This is a genomic window from Bradyrhizobium australiense (assembly GCF_013114825.1).
Classification (GTDB): domain Bacteria; phylum Pseudomonadota; class Alphaproteobacteria; order Rhizobiales; family Xanthobacteraceae; genus Bradyrhizobium; species Bradyrhizobium australiense.
The window spans coordinates 122,188-139,393 of sequence record NZ_JAAVLX010000010.1 but is presented as its reverse complement, the minus strand read 5'-3'; the positions used below and the strand labels follow the sequence as shown (position 1 = coordinate 139,393).

The 17,206-nt window shown below is 64.3% G+C and carries 14 protein-coding genes; 10 read left to right on the top strand and 4 right to left on the bottom strand.

All coding sequences use genetic code 11. The annotated features are described in order from the left end of the window. The first annotated feature begins 160 nt into the window (after positions 1-160). From HCN58_RS28085 to HCN58_RS28075, 3 genes are all read left to right on the top strand, one after another. Positions 161-832, top strand: a complete 672-nt coding sequence (locus HCN58_RS28085; RefSeq protein WP_171582597.1) for a response regulator transcription factor — start codon at positions 161-163, stop codon at positions 830-832. A 98-nt stretch (positions 833-930) separates the two neighbouring features. Further along, positions 931-2,304, top strand: coding sequence for an ATP-binding protein (locus tag HCN58_RS28080; RefSeq protein WP_171582596.1), 1,374 nt, complete (start codon positions 931-933; stop codon positions 2,302-2,304). A gap of 162 nt (positions 2,305-2,466) precedes the next feature. Further along, a complete protein-coding gene (locus tag HCN58_RS28075) occupies positions 2,467-3,873 on the top strand; it encodes a hypothetical protein (RefSeq protein WP_171582595.1) in 1,407 nt (468 codons plus the stop codon). 23 nt (positions 3,874-3,896) lie between these two features. On the opposite strand, the gene mntR is transcribed toward HCN58_RS28075, so the two are convergent. Next, entirely contained in the window at positions 3,897-4,385 is a 489-nt protein-coding gene (gene mntR, locus HCN58_RS28070; protein ID WP_376701227.1) for a manganese-binding transcriptional regulator MntR, read from the bottom strand. Between the two features lie 457 nt (positions 4,386-4,842). Here mntR and HCN58_RS28065 point away from each other — a divergent pair, with 457 nt between their 5' ends. Next, positions 4,843-7,764, top strand: coding sequence for a TonB-dependent receptor domain-containing protein (locus HCN58_RS28065; protein ID WP_171582593.1), 2,922 nt, complete (start codon positions 4,843-4,845; stop codon positions 7,762-7,764). A 51-nt stretch (positions 7,765-7,815) separates the two neighbouring features. Here the strand turns inward: HCN58_RS28065 and HCN58_RS28060 are convergent, their stop codons facing one another. The 3 genes from HCN58_RS28060 to exbB are packed head-to-tail and all read right to left on the bottom strand — an operon-like array spanning position 7,816 to position 9,691. Further along, entirely contained in the window at positions 7,816-8,568 is a 753-nt protein-coding gene (locus HCN58_RS28060; RefSeq protein WP_171582592.1) for an energy transducer TonB, read from the bottom strand. After that, positions 8,565-8,990 carry a TonB system transport protein ExbD gene (gene exbD, locus HCN58_RS28055; RefSeq protein WP_171582591.1) on the bottom strand — a complete coding sequence of 142 codons (426 nt, stop codon included), beginning with the start codon at positions 8,988-8,990 and terminating at the stop codon, positions 8,565-8,567. The genes HCN58_RS28060 and exbD overlap by 4 nt, the downstream gene beginning before the upstream one ends. A gap of 5 nt (positions 8,991-8,995) precedes the next feature. Next, positions 8,996-9,691 (bottom strand): tonB-system energizer ExbB, encoded by a 696-nt coding sequence (gene exbB, locus HCN58_RS28050; protein ID WP_311966886.1) that lies wholly within the window; start codon positions 9,689-9,691, stop codon positions 8,996-8,998. A gap of 495 nt (positions 9,692-10,186) precedes the next feature. On the opposite strand from exbB, the gene ccmI reads away from it, so the two are divergent. The 6 genes from ccmI to HCN58_RS28020 all read left to right on the top strand — a co-directional run bounded on the left by ccmI (position 10,187) and on the right by HCN58_RS28020 (position 16,957). Then, positions 10,187-11,290 carry a c-type cytochrome biogenesis protein CcmI gene (gene ccmI, locus HCN58_RS28045; protein ID WP_171582589.1) on the top strand — a complete coding sequence of 368 codons (1,104 nt, stop codon included), beginning with the start codon at positions 10,187-10,189 and terminating at the stop codon, positions 11,288-11,290. Between the two features lie 40 nt (positions 11,291-11,330). Next, positions 11,331-11,822 carry a cytochrome c maturation protein CcmE gene (ccmE, locus tag HCN58_RS28040; protein ID WP_171582588.1) on the top strand — a complete coding sequence of 164 codons (492 nt, stop codon included), beginning with the start codon at positions 11,331-11,333 and terminating at the stop codon, positions 11,820-11,822. Then, the gene (locus HCN58_RS28035) at positions 11,819-13,801 is read left to right on the top strand and encodes a heme lyase CcmF/NrfE family subunit (RefSeq protein ID WP_171582587.1); all 1,983 of its coding nucleotides are present in this window, start codon (positions 11,819-11,821) and stop codon (positions 13,799-13,801) included. The genes ccmE and HCN58_RS28035 overlap by 4 nt, the downstream gene beginning before the upstream one ends. 4 nt (positions 13,802-13,805) lie before the next feature. Continuing rightward, complete coding sequence (locus tag HCN58_RS28030) at positions 13,806-14,303, top strand: cytochrome c-type biogenesis protein (protein WP_171582586.1); 498 nt, start codon at positions 13,806-13,808, stop codon at positions 14,301-14,303. Positions 14,304-14,526: 223 nt separating this feature from the next. After that, on the top strand, positions 14,527-15,051 hold the full coding sequence (locus tag HCN58_RS28025) for a DUF1993 domain-containing protein (protein WP_171582585.1): 525 nt from the start codon (positions 14,527-14,529) through the stop codon (positions 15,049-15,051). A gap of 310 nt (positions 15,052-15,361) precedes the next feature. After that, a complete protein-coding gene (locus tag HCN58_RS28020; protein ID WP_171582584.1) occupies positions 15,362-16,957 on the top strand; it encodes a Do family serine endopeptidase in 1,596 nt (531 codons plus the stop codon). Positions 16,958-17,206 lie beyond the last annotated feature (249 nt).

Here is a 17,206-nt window from a genome sequence, read left to right as displayed (position 1 = left end):
ACTGGACGTGTTAGGCGTTCGGCCCCGCGGTGTGTGGCATGCCCGGCCGCGGTCTGATGACGAAAAAGTCACACTGCCGTGTGCCTCGTTCATGGCCCGTTCACGCGGAGCGGCCTCATCATGAAATCTGATATCGTAGGGCTCACTTTTGGAGGCCAGCTTGCGCCTGCTTGTTGTTGAGGACGATCCGGATCTCAACCGTCAGCTTACGACGGCTTTGACGGATGCCGGTTATGTGGTTGATCGCGCGTTCGACGGCGAGGAGGGGCACTATCTGGGCGACAGCGAGCCCTATGACGCCGTCGTGCTCGATATCGGGCTACCCAAGATGGACGGCATCTCGGTGCTGGAGGCGTGGCGCCGCAACGGCCGCGCCATGCCGGTCCTGATCCTCACCGCGCGCGACCGCTGGAGCGACAAGGTGCAGGGTTTCGATGCCGGCGCCGACGACTATGTCGCAAAGCCCTTTCACCTCGAGGAAGTGCTGGCGCGAATTCGCGCGCTGCTGCGCCGCTCCACCGGCCATGCCCAGTCGGAACTGACCTGCGGCCCGGTCTCGCTGGATACCCGCACCGGGCGCGTCAGCGTCTCCGGCAATCCGATCAAGATGACCTCGCACGAGTACCGGCTGCTGGCCTATCTGATGCATCACACCGGGCGTGTGGTGTCGCGCACCGAACTGGTCGAGCACCTCTACGACCAGGACTTCGACCGCGACTCCAACACCATTGAGGTGTTCGTCGGCCGCATCCGCAAGAAGCTCGACGTTGACATCATCCAGACCGTGCGCGGCCTAGGCTATCTCTTGACCCCGCCGTCGCCGGGCGCCTGATGAGCCTTGCTCTTTTATTCGAGCATGATCTTATCCGAAGGCCGGTCTCCATCCGCAGGATTGGAGCCTGGGGATACGCTTTTCGGGATCTTGCTCTGATGCGCGGAAGTTCGCTCGCCACGCGGTTGTTCCTGTCGGCGACCGCGTGGGTGGTCGTGATTCTGCTCATAACAGGCGTGATCCTGTCATCGGTCTATCGGAACGCGACCGAGCGCGCCTTCGACCGCCGTCTCAACCTCTACCTCCGCACCCTGATCGCCGAAGTCGCAACGCCGGACGAGCCGCCCGATCACCAGTTCCAGTCCCTCGGCGAGCCGCTGTTCGAATTGCCTCTGTCAGGCTGGTACTGGCAGATCGTCCGGACCGACGAGAAGGCCGAAATAAAGGCCTCGCGTTCGCTATGGGACAAGAAGCTGCCGAAGCTCGAGGATATCGGCGCGGAGCTGACCCCGGCCGGGATCCGTCTCGGTTACATCGACGGTCCGGAGGGCCAGGATCTGAGAGTGGTCGAGCGACCGGTCGACCTCGGCGCCGACGGCAAGTTTCTGGTCAGCGTGGCCGGCGACGCATCCGAGATTTTCGACGAAATCCGTGCCTTCGATTACTACCTTGGCGGCACCTTTGCCGCGCTCGGGATCGTGCTGCTCTTGACCACGATCTTCCAGGTTCGCTTCGGACTGGCCCCGCTCAAGCGTATTTCGGAATCCATCGCCGACATCCGCTCTGGACGCGCCGAACGGCTCGAGGGCGAATTTCCGGTCGAGATCGCGCCGCTGGCGCGCGAGACCAACGCGCTGATCGATGCCAACCGTGAGATCGTCGAGCGCGCCCGCACCCACGTCGGCAACCTTGCCCATGCCATCAAGACGCCGCTGTCCGTGATCGTCAACGAGGCCTCCGCCCACACGGTGGATCCGTTTGCGAACAAGGTTTTGGAGCAGGCTTTTGTGATGCGGGATCAGGTCGCGCATCACCTCGAGCGCGCCCGCATCGCCGCGCGTGTCACCATCGTCGGTACTGTCACGGAAGTCGCGCCCGCCATCGAGGCGCTGCGGCGGACCATGGAAAAGATCCACCGGGATCGTGGCGTCACAATCGCGGTCAAGGCGGACCCGCAGGCAAAGTTCCGCGGCGAGCGCCAGGACCTAGAGGAGATGGCCGGCAATCTGGTCGACAATGCCTGCAAATGGGCAGCCTCGCAGGTATCCATCGAGGTGCGGGCGGAAGCGCCGGCAGTATCAGGCACCGGGCCGCGGCTGCGGATCATCGTCGATGACGATGGCCGCGGATTATCCGCTGCCGAGCGCGCGCAGGTATCCCGGCGCGGCCAGCGCCTGGACGAATCCAAACCGGGCTCCGGACTCGGGCTTTCGATCGTGGTCGATCTCGCCGGCCTCTATGGCGGCAGCCTCGTCCTGGGCGATGCCCCGATCGGCGGACTGCGGGCAGAGCTGGTGTTGCCGGGGATATGAACGCTTCATCGGGCTGGTACCTGGGGTCGAAGGGGCGGTAGCCGGCACTACCCGGTCGCCGATTTCGTTATTCCTAAACGGCTTCTTAACGCGCACACTTCTAAAATCGCCGGTGGAGGCGCTTTGCCGTCCGCATGACACAAGCATATCCACACCAGGCGAATGAGCCAGACATCGACCGAGCGGCTGAGGGACTATCTCGCCCAGCTCCCGCCTCAATCGCAGGCGCTGCTGATGCGGGAGTTCGAGCGCGCCATCGAGCGCGGGGAAGACCTCGCCGTCGCCAATTTCGTGCTCGAGCAATTGCGCAAGGTTGTGCGCGGGACCGAGGAGGACGACGAGGCACGTCCGCGGACTGACGATCCGGCGCGCCTGTTGTACGGTCCGCTCGAGCCGTTTCTGGTCGAGAGCAATTTTCCGGTCCGCGCCGGGCAGGTCCGGCGCGCGTCGCTGCTGCCGGTCTGGCAGTGGCTGGGCCGCGACGGCGCGCCCGAGGCCGTGCGCGCATTCGAAACGACACTCAACGAGATCAGGCTGAGCGGCTCCACCGCAGGTCTCGAAGCCGCGACCCGCAAATTCCAGCTCGACGCAGCCGAGGCGATCGTCAAAATCGCCACCCCGGTGCCGGGCGAGGACCGGCATCGTGCGCTCTCGCGAATTGGCTCGCCGAACGTCGTCGAGGATTTGCTGTCGATCGGCGCAGTGCTGCGGGCCCGTGAGGCGATGGAGACGCTCGGCAGCCGGCTTCCCCGCCAGTTTCGGGCGCTGACGCCCTCTCAACTCGAGACGGTGACGTCGGCGCTCAACGTGCCCTCGTTGCAGACTCCGCAATTGCTGCCGTTCGCGCTGTCGCTCATCATGCAACGATTGGCGGCGCCGTGGCAGATCATTCGTCTCGCGGTCAAGATGGCGGCCTCCGACGACGAAATTCGTGTGGCCGCCACGCCCTACGGCATCGCCGTCACGATCGCGCTGCACGATCTCTCGTTCCTTACGGCCTGCCTGCGCACGGACATCAGGCGCGGCCATTTCGATAATGTCGGCGACCAACTGAAAATCCTGCACGATGGCGTGCGGGGCTTGCGCACCGAGCTCGATCTGCGCAACGATTCCGCGTGGGGCCGCCAGCTCACGTCGATCCGCGCCGACATTTCCAATTCGCTGCAGTCGGAGATCGAGAGCGTGCCCGGCCGGGTCCGCCGCATCCTGCGTCAGCGCGCCGACAGGGATATCGCATCGGCGCCGAAGATCGACGCCGCGGAGATCGAAGAGATCGCCGCTCTGATCGACTTCGTGGCGGTGTGCCGCACCTATGCCAGCGAACTCGCCATCAACGAGGTCACCCTGCGGACCTATTCCGACCTGCAGCATTACGTCGAGCATTCCACCGAGAGCCTCGTGCAAGCCCTGCGCGGCGCCGACACCAAGGCGCGCGTCTACCGGCAGATGCAGGCCAAGGCGGCGATCCGCTTCTGCGAAATCCTGTTCGGCCATGACTATGCGTCGCTGATGACCCGGGCGGCCGAAAATGCCGTGACCGGCAAGCGTAAATCAACCAGGGCCGGATAGCGCCCGGTCTCGATCCTATCGCATCACGCCTTGCGCCGATCCTTGGCGTCGCGAAGGAATTCGGCGAAGGCCTTCAGCGTCACGTCGGAAACATGATGTTCGATGCCCTCGGCGTCAGCCTCCGCGGCTTCCTGCGGAACGCCCAGCGCCAGCAAGACATCCACCACTAGACGGTGACGGGCGCGGACGCGCTTGGCGAGGGTCTCACCCTTTTCGGTCAGGAACACCCCGCGATAGGGGCGGGCTGTAACCAGGTCTTCGCGCTTCAATCGCGCAATGGTGTCGATTGCCGTCGGGTGCGATACGCCCAGCCTGCGCGCAATGTCGGTCGGGCGCGCCTCGCCGGTCGTGCCGAGCAGATCCGAGATCAGTTCGACATAGTCTTCCAGAACCGCGGTCGATCGCGCCGATCGTGCCTTTCCGAAGCGGCGCGCCTGCGTTTGTTCCGCGGGCAACGGCTGCATCGGCTTGGCCCGATTTGTCGAGGGCTTACGCACCACTGCACCTTCCAGGCGAATCCATCCAGACGAGGCGCGACCATGGCGTGGTGCCGACCACATTGCAAGTTGGGGGGTCGCCGATCTGCAACAGGCCGGCGCCCGGCATTTGCGACTCGTTCGCAGTATCTTGACAGTTAACGGTCCAGCATTAACATGTAGCCTAGCCTACGTTTTGCTGTAGCGGCTTATCAATTAGCTGGTGCTGAAGCGCGATCGGTTGGGGATGAATATGCACGCGACGCGAATGGCTCTTGTGGGCACATCGGCATTGGCCCTGGTTTGTTTGAGCCACGCCGCGGCGCTTGCGCAAATGGCCGCGCCTGTGCCATCGGCGCCTCAGGCAGCGCCTCCTGCCGAACCGTCGACTCCGGCACCTCCGGCAACGGGGCAAACCCCGGCGGAGCCGGCTCCGTCGCAGACCGCGCCGGCCGGACCGCAAGCCACGCCGAGCGCGCCAGCGGAAATCGACATGCCGCAAGTGACCGTCGAGGGGCGTCAGCCTAAACCCGCGCGGCGGGCTGCGCGCGGCGAGCCCGGTCGGCGTTCGGCGACCGTGGCGGCACCGATGCCGGACCCACCGCCCGCGACCGCGCCGATGCCGCCCTTCAATCCGCCATTCGCGGCACTGTCGACGATCGGGAGTAACCAGATCCAGACCGGCAGCAGCAACGGCGGGGTCGGCAGCCTGTTCACCAATCTGCCCGGCGCAACTTCGGCGGGGCTTGCCACGGAATCGTCGCGCCCGGTCTTGCGTGGTCTGTCGGACGCAAAGGTCCGCATTCAGGAGAACGGCGTCGGTGCGGTCGATGTGTCAGACATCGCGCAGGACCACGCGGTGCCGATCGACCCTCTCGCCATTCAGAAGGTTGACGTCGTTCGCGGACCGGGTGCACTCCGCTTCGGTTCGCAAGCCGTCGGCGGCGTTGTCGACGTCAACAACAACCGGATTCCGACTGCTGCGCCGCTCGGGGGAGTTGCTGCGGAACTGAGGTCGGGCGTGACGACGGTTAACAGGGGATGGGAGAGCGGATTGTTGCTGGATGCCGGCAGCCGCAACGCCGCCGTTCATGCCGACATCTATGGGCGGTCCTCCGGCGATTACAGCGTCCCGAGTTACCCGTATCTGGTCCCGTCAATCCCCGCGCCTGCCTTTAACGGCAAGCAGCCGAATTCCGCTTCGCAAAGTGCAGGCGCGGCGGTCGGCGGATCCTGGCTTTTCGACGGCGGTTATGCCGGCATCGCTGTTTCCCGTTTCACCAGCGACTACTACGTCCCCGGCATTGCGACCGCGGCAGCCCGCCAGCACAACGATCTCGAGCAAACCAAGATCAGCTCCAAGGGCGAGTATCGTCCGGACGCTGGTGCGCTGGCGGCCATCAGGCACTGGACCGGATATTCGGAGTACCGGCACGACGAGACGGTGCTCGCCACCACCGGCTTCCAGGAGATTACCGCGACCTTCAAGAACCGGCAGACCGAAGGCAAGCTCGAGTTCGAACTTGCGCCGTTCGCCACGCCGATCGGTCCTCTTACCAGTATCTTTGGCACCCAAGCCGCTTACCAGCAACTGGATACGGCCGGGCAGGCGATCTTGCTTCCCGCCCAGACCCGAACGGCGGCGGCGTACTTCCTCAATGAAGTAAGGCACACGGACACGCTGCGCACGCAATTGGCGGGACGCATCGAGGGAGTCAGTGTCGCGGGAACAGCGTTTACCTTTCCGCCGAATTTTCTCCCGCCGCCGGATGTGCCGGGCCAGGCAGCCGCCAAGCTCGACTTCATGCCGAAGAGCGTCAGTTTTGGCATCATCAAGGATCTTCCATCTTCGCTGGTCGCCAGCCTGACGTTGCAACGGATCGAACGCGCGCCGCGCGCGCTCGAACTGTTCGCCCAAGGTCCCGACGGCTCGGAGAAGACGTTCAAGATCGGGAACCCGGACCTCGGTACTGAGACCGCGCAGACGGTGGAAATCGGCTTGAAACGCACCGATGGCGATTTCAGGTTCGCCGCAAATGCCTACTACACGTCGTACAACAAGTTTATTTTCTCACGCGCCACCGGCATCTTCTGTCAGGAAACGTTTGCTTCATGCGGCGCCGGCACCGATTACATCCAGGTCAACTACGATCAGCGTGACGCGACTTTCCGCGGCGGCGAATTGGCCTGGCAGTGGGACGCCGCACAACTTGCCAGTGGCACCCTTGGTTTCGACGGCCAATATGATGTGGTGCGGGCGACGTTCACCGACGGCAGCAACGTGCCGCGCATTCCTCCGATGCGCCTCGGCAGCGGCGTCTACTGGCGTAACGACAACTGGTTTGCGCGCGTCGGCCTCTTGCACGCGTTTGCGCAGAACGACATTCCGCAATTCGACACGCCGACCGCCGGATATGATTTGGTGAAGGTACAAGTCGAGCACCGGAAATTCTGGAAGGATTCGCCGTGGGGCGCGGTTGAGGTCGCGACGGGTGTGGTTGGCGACAATCTGCTCAACGCCAACATTCGCAACTCCGTTCAATTCCACAAGGACGAGATCCTGCAGCCGGGTCGTGGCTTCAAACTGTTCCTCAACGTCAAATACGGCGTCGATCGGCCAAGCGGCCCGCCCCGCACCTGGATCGGCGCGGCGAGACCGCTGGTCCGCAACGGCTACTACAAGAGCCCCGCGCTCGAAGCGGCGGCCTGGAACTGGGCCGGCATCTATGCCGGCGGCAATGTCGGATATTTGCGGGGCGAGGGCGCTACCAACGCGGCGTTCGACGACGTTGCAACCGGTGCCTCTCTTTCCGGAGCCCGCCTGTCGTCCACGCACGGCACCGCCAGCATTGGCGGACAGGCTGGCTACAATTGGACATCGGGCCGGATGCTGGCAGGCATTGAAGGCGATTTTGAGTATCGCAATCAGCGCGGAAGCAGCGCCACCGCTTGCCCCGGCAATATCTGCAACCCGGCGCTGGCTCCGCTCGACGCCACTGTGACGGCGGGCCTGGATTATCGCCTGGGGTGGGTGGCCTCGGTTCGCGGGCGCGTCGGAACGCTGGTGACGCCGGACCTGCTTGCCTACGCCACCGCGGGCGTTCCGTTCGGCAAGATAACGACGTCAACGTCCATTGCAGGTTTCGACAATGCGGGTGTCGCGACGACGGCGTCTCTGGATCGGCACACGTATCGGTTCGGCTGGGCCGTCGGCGCCGGTTTCGAGACGCGGCTGACACGCAAATGGACCGCAAAGCTCGAATATCTCCACATGGATTTCGGCTCGCTGCGTTCAACGCCGCCTGTGGCGGTCAACACCGCGGTCGCGTTCGACGCCAACACGCGGGTGACCAGTGATGGGGTCAGGATCGGGGCGAACTACAAATTTGGCGGCGGCGCGACGGTCGTGGACTAACGCATCGAACTGATGCTCTGTGACCAGACGGTCAGACGCCGCCTGCTGCCTCTATTTGACGGTGAAGCGGATCGACTGTTTCACGATGACGAATTCTCCGGGAAACGTTGCAGGCGGCGCCGGGAAGGGCTGCGCGCGCTTGAGGAGTGCAAGCGCTTCCTCGTCAAGGGCGCCAGATCCTGAACTTTGAGTTACGCGCGCGCTGACAACCATTCCCTTGCGATCAAGCGTAAACGACACCTGCGCCGTCCCTTGCTCGCGCCGCGACCGCGCGGGTTCCGGATATCGCTTGTTCTTTTCGACCAGCGCGAGGACCTGGGTTCGCCATGTCACCACGGCCTGCGAATTTTTGTCATTCGGCACACCTTGGGTCGGCGCGACGGCGACCGGCGCGATCCGTTCGTTGATCGCAGGCGGTGCTGATGTCGTGGCCGCCGCCTGCTGCTGCGGCGTCACGTCAGGCTGCTGTTGGGTCTGCAGCGCCACGGCCGCGTCCGGATTGGGAGCGGGGGGCAACTCGGGTGTTTTGTCGGGCGGGATGTCCTTGGGCTTTGCCACCGGCTGCGCCTCCGACATCACCTGCTCCGGACCGGGCGCAATGTCGGTCGGCGTCGTCGCTGGTGCTGCGGCGAGCGGTGCCAAGTCGACTACGATCGCGCCCGAAGCTTCGGCAGCCACGGTGTCGTCGGCGTCGCGCCGGGTGGCGAGCATGGCGGTCAATCCGGCATAGACGCTCAGCACCGCGAGGCTGCTGAACATCCATCGCCGCAGGTCGGAACGATCTTCGGCCGCAAGCTGCATCATGGCGATGAGGCTTGCTCCATTCCGACAAGGGCGACCTTGAGGTAGCCGGCGGCGCGCAGCAGGTTCATGACCTGCATCACCTCGCCATAGGGGACGAGCTTGTCGGCGCGCAGGAAAATGCGGGTATCCTTCTGGCCGCTGGTGCTCGCATCGAGCGCGCCGGGCAGTGCGCCGCGGCCTACGGTTTCGTTCCCGACGGAGAGCGACAGGTCCGGCTTCACCGTCAGATAGACCGGCTTGTCTGGCCGCGGCTGCGGCTGCGCGTTCGACGCCGGAAGATCGACGGCGATATCGACGGTCGCGAGCGGCGCGGCAACCATGAAGATGATGAGCAGAACGAGGATGACGTCGATGAAAGGCGTCACGTTGATCTCATGGACTTCGGCGAGATCGCCATTGCCTTGGTTCAGACTGGCAGCCATGGCTGCTACTCCGCCGCTGCGAGATGCCGCCGCACCAGCATGGTGCCGCTATCGAGGTCGCGGCCAACCAGTCGCGTGATCTCTGCGGATCCGTCCCCGAGTAGCGCCCGGTATGAGCCGATCTGGCGTGCAAAGAGATTGTAGATCATGACTGCGGGAATCGCCGCCACCAGCCCGAGCGCCGTCGCCAGCAATGCCTCAGCGATGCCAGGCGCGACCACGGCGAGGTTAGTGGTCTGCGACTTCGAGATTCCGATGAAGCTGTTCATGATTCCCCAGACCGTACCGAACAGTCCGACGAAGGGGCCGGTCGATCCGATCGTCGCAAGCACGCCGGTGCCTAGTCCGATGCGCCTGCTTGCAGCCGCCTCGATCTGCTGGAGCCGGGAGGCGACCCTTGCCTTGATCCCCTCCTTGTCCATTCGATCGGTACTCAATCGCAACTCTGCCAGGGCGCCCTCGAGCAATTGGGCAACCGCGCCCTCGGGGACCTGCCGCACGGCGTCTTCCACGTTCCGGACGTTGACGAGTTCGCGCAAGGCGTATCGGGCATTCCGTCGCGCCTTGATCAGCTCAATGGTCTTTGCGAGCCACACCGTCCAGGTGACCGCGGTCGCAAACACCAGGCCGATCATCACCGCTTTGACGACAACGTCGGCCTGCATGAACATGCCCCAGGGGCTGAGATCGCGGGGCAGCACTGCAGCCGCGATCGCTGTCCGTTCCGTTGCGTCCTGGGCGGCGGCCGGAAATGACAGCAGCAGCAGCAGCAGAGGGGACAGAAGCGAAACACTGCGGCGGAGTTTCAGGCCAAATGGAGTTTTGAGAGGGTTGGACGGAACAGCGCAACGTCGAAATGCTTTCCAGGACCGCATCGATCTGCCTCTGCACGTAATTAATGTCTCAGCCCCATTATGTAGCATCGCCTACGTCTTGCTGCAAATGCTATAGGCCGGCGCGGGGTCCCCGCATTCGTGCATGCAAGTTCCGCTGCAATTTCCAGTTGATGGATTTGCCAGCAGCGATCCAGCGGTGGAAGCAGCGTCGAACTGTGCCAAGGAACACCGGATCGCCGTCCGCGGGAGGCCCGTTTCCCGGTTTTCTGCCGCAATTGTCAATTGCCGGGCTTGCCGCCGGTGGTGTAAAGCGGCGCATCGGCGCTTGCCTGAAGCGTCGTTCCGCCCGGGAACTGTTTGATGACGCTGTGGTTTGTGTTCGCGCTGATGACGGTCGCGGCGATTTTTGCCGTGCTCTGGCCGTTGAGCCGCAGCTCTTCTGCGCAAGCCGGTGGCAGCGAGGCGGTCGTCTACAAGGATCAACTCGCCGAGATCGATCGCGATGTCGCTGCCGGGCTGATCGGCGTGTCCGAAGCCGAGGCGGCGCGTGTCGAAATCGGCCGCCGCCTGCTCGCCGCCGCGGACGGGAAGCACGACGTGCCTGCGCGCGCCAACCTTGGCCTGCGCCGTGGCTCGGCCATCGTGGCGCTGGTGGGGTTGCCGATCGCGGCAGTGACGTTCTACCTCGCGCTTGGATCGCCGCGTCTCGGTGATTTCCCGCTCGCCTCGCGCACCCGCACGGCGGACGCCGGCCAGCCGATCGACAACATGGTGGCGCAAGTCGAAGCCCATCTGGAAAAGAATCCGACTGACGGTCGCGGCTGGACCGTGCTGGCGCCGGTGCTGGCGCGGCTCGGCCGCTACGATGATGCAGTCCGGGCCTACCGTAATTCAATTCAACACGCCGGCGACAGCGCCGAACGCCGCTCCGATCTCGGTGAAGTGCTGGTTGGCAGCGCGGGCGGCGTCGTTAGCGCCGAGGCCAAGGCCGAATTCGAACGCGCGGTGGCGCAAAACGCCGATGAGCCCAAGGCCAATTATTTCCTCGGGCTCGCCGCCGAACAGGATGGCCGCCCATCCGATGCCGCCGCTATCTGGCGCGGCATGCTCGCGAAGGCGCCGGCGGATGCGCGGTGGCGGCCGCTGCTCCAGGCGGCATTGGCAAGGGTAGGCGTATCAGCCGCACCGGCGCTCTCCAACGATGCGATGGCCGCCGCCAAGGATATGAACGAAGATGACCGTGGCGCGATGATCCGCGGCATGGTCAATCGGCTTGCGACGCGGCTCAAGCAGAACGGCGATGATGTCGAGGGTTGGTTGCGGCTGGTGCGGGCTTATCTGGTGATGGGCGAACGCGACAAGGCGGCGAGCGCGCTCGTCGAGGCGCGACAGGCAGTCGCGGGCGATACGGAACGCTTGCGCCAGCTCAATGAAGGCCTGAAAAAACTCGGGCTTGATTGGTGACCAGAGTGACGGGACAGGCAAAGGAAGACAGGGGCCAGGCATGACGCGAAAGCAACGCCGTTTGACCATGATCGGCGGTTCGCTCGCGGTGCTCGCGATTGCGGCGGCGCTGGTGCTGAACGCCATGCGCGATTCCATCGTGTTCTTTTCGACGCCCTCGATGGCGGCCGAGAGACATGTTCCCCCGGGCAAACGGTTCCGCCTTGGTGGCCTGGTACAGCCGGGCTCGCTGGTACGCGGCGACAATCTCGCCGTGAACTTCAGCGTCGCAGACGGCAGCATGACGCTGCCGGTCGTCTACAAGGGAATTCTGCCGGACCTGTTCCGTGAAGGGCAGGGCGTCGTCGCTGAGGGCGCGCTCGATGCCTCCGGCGTGTTCAAGGCCGATACCGTTCTCGCAAAGCATGACGAGACCTACATGCCCAAGGACGTCGCCGACGCCCTGAAGAAGCAGGGGCATTGGAAGGACGATTACGGTGCAAAGCCCGGCGCCACGGCCGCATCTGCGCCGGCCCAGGGGACTTCGAAGTGATCGCGGAAGCCGGGCATTACGCGCTGGTGCTGGCGCTTGCGCTGGCACTGATCCAGTCCTCGGTGCCGATCCTTGGTGCGCGCTGGGGCGATCATGCGTTGATGAACGTCGCGCGCTCCACGGCACTGGCGCAATTGCTGTTCGTTGCAGCCTCGTTCACGGCGCTGGTGATGCTGCACGTCGTCTCGGATTTCTCCGTGGTCAACGTGTTCGAGAATTCGCACTCGATGAAGCCGCTGCTCTACAAGATCACCGGCGTGTGGGGCAATCATGAGGGATCGATGCTGCTGTGGGTATCGATCCTGGCGCTGTTCGGCGGCCTCGTCGCCGCCTTCGGCAACAATCTGCCGCTGTCGCTGCGCGCGCATGTGCTGGCGGTGCAAGGTTGGATCGCGGCAGCGTTCTATCTGTTCATCCTGGTCACCTCGAATCCGTTCCTGCGCATCGCGAGCCCCCCGATCGAGGGCCGCGACCTCAATCCGGTGCTGCAGGACATTGGGCTGGCCGTACATCCGCCGATGCTCTATCTCGGCTATGTCGGGTTTTCGATCTCGTTCTCCTTCGCGGTTGCCGCCCTGATCGAAGGCCGCATCGACGCCGCCTGGGCGCGCTGGGTGCGGCCGTGGACGCTCGTGGCGTGGATATTCCTCACGCTCGGCATCGCGATGGGGTCTTATTGGGCCTATTACGAGCTCGGCTGGGGCGGCTGGTGGTTCTGGGATCCGGTCGAGAACGCCTCGCTGATGCCATGGCTCGCCGGCACCGCGCTGCTGCATTCCGCGGTCGTGATGGAAAAGCGCAACGCGCTGAAGGTTTGGACCATCCTGCTCTCGATCCTGACCTTTTCGCTGTCGCTGCTCGGCACCTTCCTGGTCCGCTCGGGCGTTTTGACCTCGGTGCACGCGTTCGCGACTGATCCCGCGCGCGGCGTGTTCATCCTGTTGATCCTGTGCCTCTTCATCGGCGGCAGTCTTTCGCTGTACGCCTGGCGCGCCTCGGCGCTGAAGCAGGGCGGGCTGTTTGCGCCGGTCTCGCGCGAGGGCGCGCTGGTGCTCAACAATCTCTTTCTCACCTCCGCCTGCGCCACCGTGTTCATCGGAACGCTGTATCCGTTGGCACTGGAAGTGCTGACCGGCGACAAGATTTCGGTCGGCGCACCGTTCTTCAACCTGACCTTTGGACCGCTGTTCGTGCCGCTATTGGTCGCCATGCCGTTTGCGCCGCTGCTGGCATGGAAGCGCGGCGATCTCTTCGGCGCGGCGCAGCGGCTGACAGCGGCGGGCATCGCAGCGCTGGTCGCGATTGCCGTGTTGTTTGCATGGACCTATGGCGGAGCCACGCTCGCCCCGCTGGCGATCGGGCTTGCGGTATTCGTGATTGGCGGCGCCTTGAGTGATCTTGCCGAACGGATGGGATTGTTCCGCGTTCCCTTCGGCATTGCGATGCGCCGCGGGCGCGGATTGCCGCGCGCGACCTGGGGCACGGCGTTAGCACATGCTGGCATTGGCGTCGCGCTGATCGGCATCGTCTGCGAAACCACCGGAAATAGCGAATATATCGGCACGATGCAGCCGCGCGATGTCGCAAGCGTCGCCGGCTATCGGTTGAAGCTTGACGAGATAACGCAACGGCAGGGACCGAACTTCCGTGAGATGATCGCGCAGTTCACGGTTACTCTAGACGGCGAAACGCTCCAGGTGATGATGCCGTCGAAGCGCAACTTTACCACGCGCGGCTCATCGACCACCGAGGCCGCGCTGCTGACCCGCGGCGCCAGCCAGCTCTATATTTCGCTCGGCGATATCAATGCCGAGGGCGCCATCGCGGTGCGCATCTATCATAAGCCGCTGGTGCTCCTGATCTGGTGGGGACCAGTCCTGATGGCGTTCGGCGGCCTGCTGTCGCTCTCGGACCGGCGCTTGCGCGTTGGCGCGCCGAAGCCAGCCAAGGCCGCCCGCGCGCTGCAGCCGGCGGAGTGAGCCGTTGAAGAAGCTCTTCGCCAGCCTGTTCATTGCTGCCGCAGTATCAGCCGCGCCGGCCGCTCACGCCGTGCAGCCCGACGAGATCATGGTCGATCCGGCCAAGGAAGCCCGCGCGCGGGATCTGTCGCGCGAGCTGCGCTGCATGGTATGCCAGAACCAGTCGATCGACGATTCCGACGCGCCGCTGGCGCGCGACCTGCGGCTTCTCGTGCGCGAGCGGATCGCCTCCGGCGACAGCGACAGCCAGGTGATCGACTTTCTGGTAGCGCGGTATGGCGAGTTCGTGCTGCTGAAGCCGCGCTTCAGTCCGCATACGCTGTTGCTGTGGCTATTGCCGCCGCTCGCATTGGTCGGAGGCGGACTGGCACTCTGTTTCTATAGCCGCCGCCGCTCGAACACCGGCAACGCGACCGATCCTTCCCTGTTGCATCTGACGGAGGAGGAAGAGGCGAAGCTGGAGCGCTTGCTCGCAGCCGATGCGCCGGACAAGAAGACCTAGTCTCGCTGCGTCATTAATTCCTCATGGTGAGGCGGGAAGCGGGTCTCGAACCATGAGGCCCCGCCTGTGGCCTACATCCTTCGAGACGCCCGCCCTGCGGGCTCCTCAGGATAAAGTTTTGAGCAGCTATGACGCAGTAGAACTAGCCCGCCGTTGAAAGCGGGTAGGTTTCAGCTATGACATTCCCCTGTCAAAATAAACATAACCCAGGGGGGAGCCGGACATGGCCTTTTCGCTCTACGATGCCACCGTGGCAAATTATCTGCAGACCCTTGACGCCGTCAGCGGCTTCCTCGAGCGCGGTCTCGTTCATTTCCGCGAAAAGAACATCGATCCGGATACGATGGTCGAGGCGCGGCTGGCGCCCGACATGCTGCCGTTGCGTTTCCAGATCATCTCGGTCGCCCAGCATTCGCGCGGCGCGATCGAGGGCGTGCAAAGCGGAGAATTTCGTCCGCCCGCGTCCAAGACGCCGTACGATTATGCGGGATTGCAGGGATTGGTCGCGCAAACCCGCGAGGCGCTGGAGGGTTGGACGCCGGAGGCAGTCAATGCGCTCGGCGGTCGCGATGTCGTCTTCCATCTCGGCGATCACAAGCTGCCCTTCAGCGCGGAGGGTTTTCTGATGTCGTTCTCGCTGCCCAACTTTTATTTCCACGCGACCACAGCCTACGACATCCTGCGGACCAACGGCGTGCCGCTCGGCAAGCGGGATTTCATGGGCAGGCTGAAGATGAAGAAGAGCTGAGCGGGGTTCGAGACGAGGTGGGACGCGACGACGCGTGCGTTTCCGCACGCCGCATCTTCCCTTCCTATCCGGGCGGGCGCCGGCCACGTATTTTTTCGGCCAGGATGGGGCGGTTTCGGCGCCAAAAACCATTTTTCGGCCGGCGCTAAGCCATTGATTGCCTGCGCTATTCTGCCGCATGCATAAGGCCACCGCATTACAAAAGTTTAATTCCCTAGCCAGCGCGCGGTAAGGCGGCAAACCCCATCTTCCGTCGTGTCAGGTGCCAGCCCCCGCACCCTCGAATTCACGCTCTGGAGATTTTAGAAACATGACCGAACGTCCCGTCGATCTTCCCTCGCTACCGTCGTACGGCGCAGCCCGCCGTTCGCTGTTCTCCGCCCGCAAATTCGCGCTGATGGCCTCCGTCGTCGCCGGCCTCGGCGCCGGCGTGTATGGCTTCTCGCCGCAGCAGGGCCCCATCGATGTCTTCACCAGCGCGGCGCACGCGCAGGTCAACAACGAGGTCCGCAAGGTCGAGCGGCCGATCGGCTTCGCCGACATTGTCGAGCGCGTGAAGCCGTCGGTGATCTCGGTGAAGATCAACATCGCCGACAAGAGTTCCAAGGATGACAGCGCCAACAAGGACGACGACTCGCCGTTCCCGCCAGGCTCGCCGATGGAGCGCTTCTTCCGTCGCTTTGGCGGCCCGGACGGCCTGCCGCCCGGCCTGCGCGGCGGACCGCGTGGCGGCCGTGGCCCGGTGACGGGTCAGGGTTCCGGCTTCTTCATCTCGCCTGACGGCTTTGCCGTGACCAACAATCACGTGGTCGACGGCGCCGAAAAGGTCGAAGTTACCATGGACGACGGCAAGACCTACACCGCGAAGGTGATCGGCACCGATCAGCGCACCGATCTGGCGCTGATCAAGGTCGAGGGCCGCAAGGATTTTCCGTTCGCCAAGCTGTCCGATAGTAAGCCACGGATCGGCGACTGGGTGCTCGCGGTCGGCAACCCGTTCGGCCTCGGCGGCACCGTGACCGCCGGCATCGTCTCGGCCTCCGGCCGCGACATCGGCAACGGTCCGTATGACGATTTCATCCAGATCGACGCGCCCGTGAACAAGGGCAATTCCGGCGGTCCGGCGTTCGACACCAACGGTGAGGTGATGGGCGTCAACACCGCGATCTACTCGCCGTCCGGCGGCAGCGTCGGCATCGCGTTCTCGATTCCCGCCTCGACGGTCAAGAATGTCATCGCCCAGCTCAAGGACAAGGGGTCGGTCAGCCGCGGCTGGATCGGCGTCCAGATCCAGCCGGTGACGTCAGACATCGCCGACAGCCTCGGCATGAAGAAGGCGGAAGGCGCGCTGGTGGCGGAGCCACAGCCGAATGGTCCGGCGGCCAAGGCCGGCATCCAGTCCGGTGACGTCATCACCGCGGTCAACGGCGAGCCGGTCAAGGATGCCCGCGAACTCGCCCGCACCATCGGCGGCCTCGCGCCGGGCGCCTCGGTCAAGCTCAACGTGCTGCAAAAGGGCCAGGACAAGGTCATCAACCTCACGCTCGGCCAGTTGCCGAACACGATCGAGACCAAGGCCGATATCGATAAGGAAGACAAGGGTAGCGCGACCAAGGGAACCGACGTGCCGAAGCTCGGCCTGACAGTGGCCCCCGCCAACAGCGTGGCCGGCGCCGGCAGGGAAGGCGTCGTGGTCACCGAGGTCGACCCGAAGAGCGCGGCGGCCGAACGCGGCTTCAAGGAAGGCGACGTCATTCTTGAGGTCGCCGGCAAGAGCGTCACCAGCGCCGGAGAGGTTCGCCAGGCAATCGATGCCGCGCGCACCGAGAACAAGAACAGCGTTCTCATGCGCGTCAAGAGCGGCGGTTCGTCGCGCTTTGTCGCGGTGCCGCTGGCGAAGGGCTAAACGAGGACTAGATACGAGATGGAAGGTTTCGCCGGCATTCGTCGCCCCCGCCGACGTCTCCTTCCGGGGAGCGGGTCCAAAACTCGCTCCCTCAGGCAACCTTCCTTCGGAATACGCCCCCCTCCGTCGGAAGGGCCTAAGGGCGGTGAGGTCCCCCAGCCTCATCGCCCGCTTTTTTCACTTGATCGCGAGTATGGCCGGTCGCCTTGCATGTGCAGGGCGGCCGCGCCATGGTGAGAGAAAGCCCAT

What these genes read in the sequence shown, in the direction of transcription:
- HCN58_RS28080 (WP_171582596.1), top strand. Translation starts at nt 931, where the DNA reads ATGCGCGGAAGTTCGCTCGCCACGCGGTTGTTCCTGTCGGCGACCGCG.
- HCN58_RS28075 (WP_171582595.1), top strand. Translation starts at nt 2,467, where the DNA reads ATGAGCCAGACATCGACCGAGCGGCTGAGGGACTATCTCGCCCAGCTC.
- HCN58_RS28065 (WP_171582593.1), top strand. Translation starts at nt 4,843, where the DNA reads ATGCCGCAAGTGACCGTCGAGGGGCGTCAGCCTAAACCCGCGCGGCGG.
- HCN58_RS28060 (WP_171582592.1), bottom strand. Translation starts at nt 8,568, where the DNA reads ATGATGCAGCTTGCGGCCGAAGATCGTTCCGACCTGCGGCGATGGATG.
- exbD (WP_171582591.1), bottom strand. Translation starts at nt 8,990, where the DNA reads ATGGCTGCCAGTCTGAACCAAGGCAATGGCGATCTCGCCGAAGTCCAT.
- ccmI (WP_171582589.1), top strand. Translation starts at nt 10,187, where the DNA reads ATGACGCTGTGGTTTGTGTTCGCGCTGATGACGGTCGCGGCGATTTTT.
- ccmE (WP_171582588.1), top strand. Translation starts at nt 11,331, where the DNA reads ATGACGCGAAAGCAACGCCGTTTGACCATGATCGGCGGTTCGCTCGCG.
- HCN58_RS28025 (WP_171582585.1), top strand. Translation starts at nt 14,527, where the DNA reads ATGGCCTTTTCGCTCTACGATGCCACCGTGGCAAATTATCTGCAGACC.
- HCN58_RS28020 (WP_171582584.1), top strand. Translation starts at nt 15,362, where the DNA reads ATGACCGAACGTCCCGTCGATCTTCCCTCGCTACCGTCGTACGGCGCA.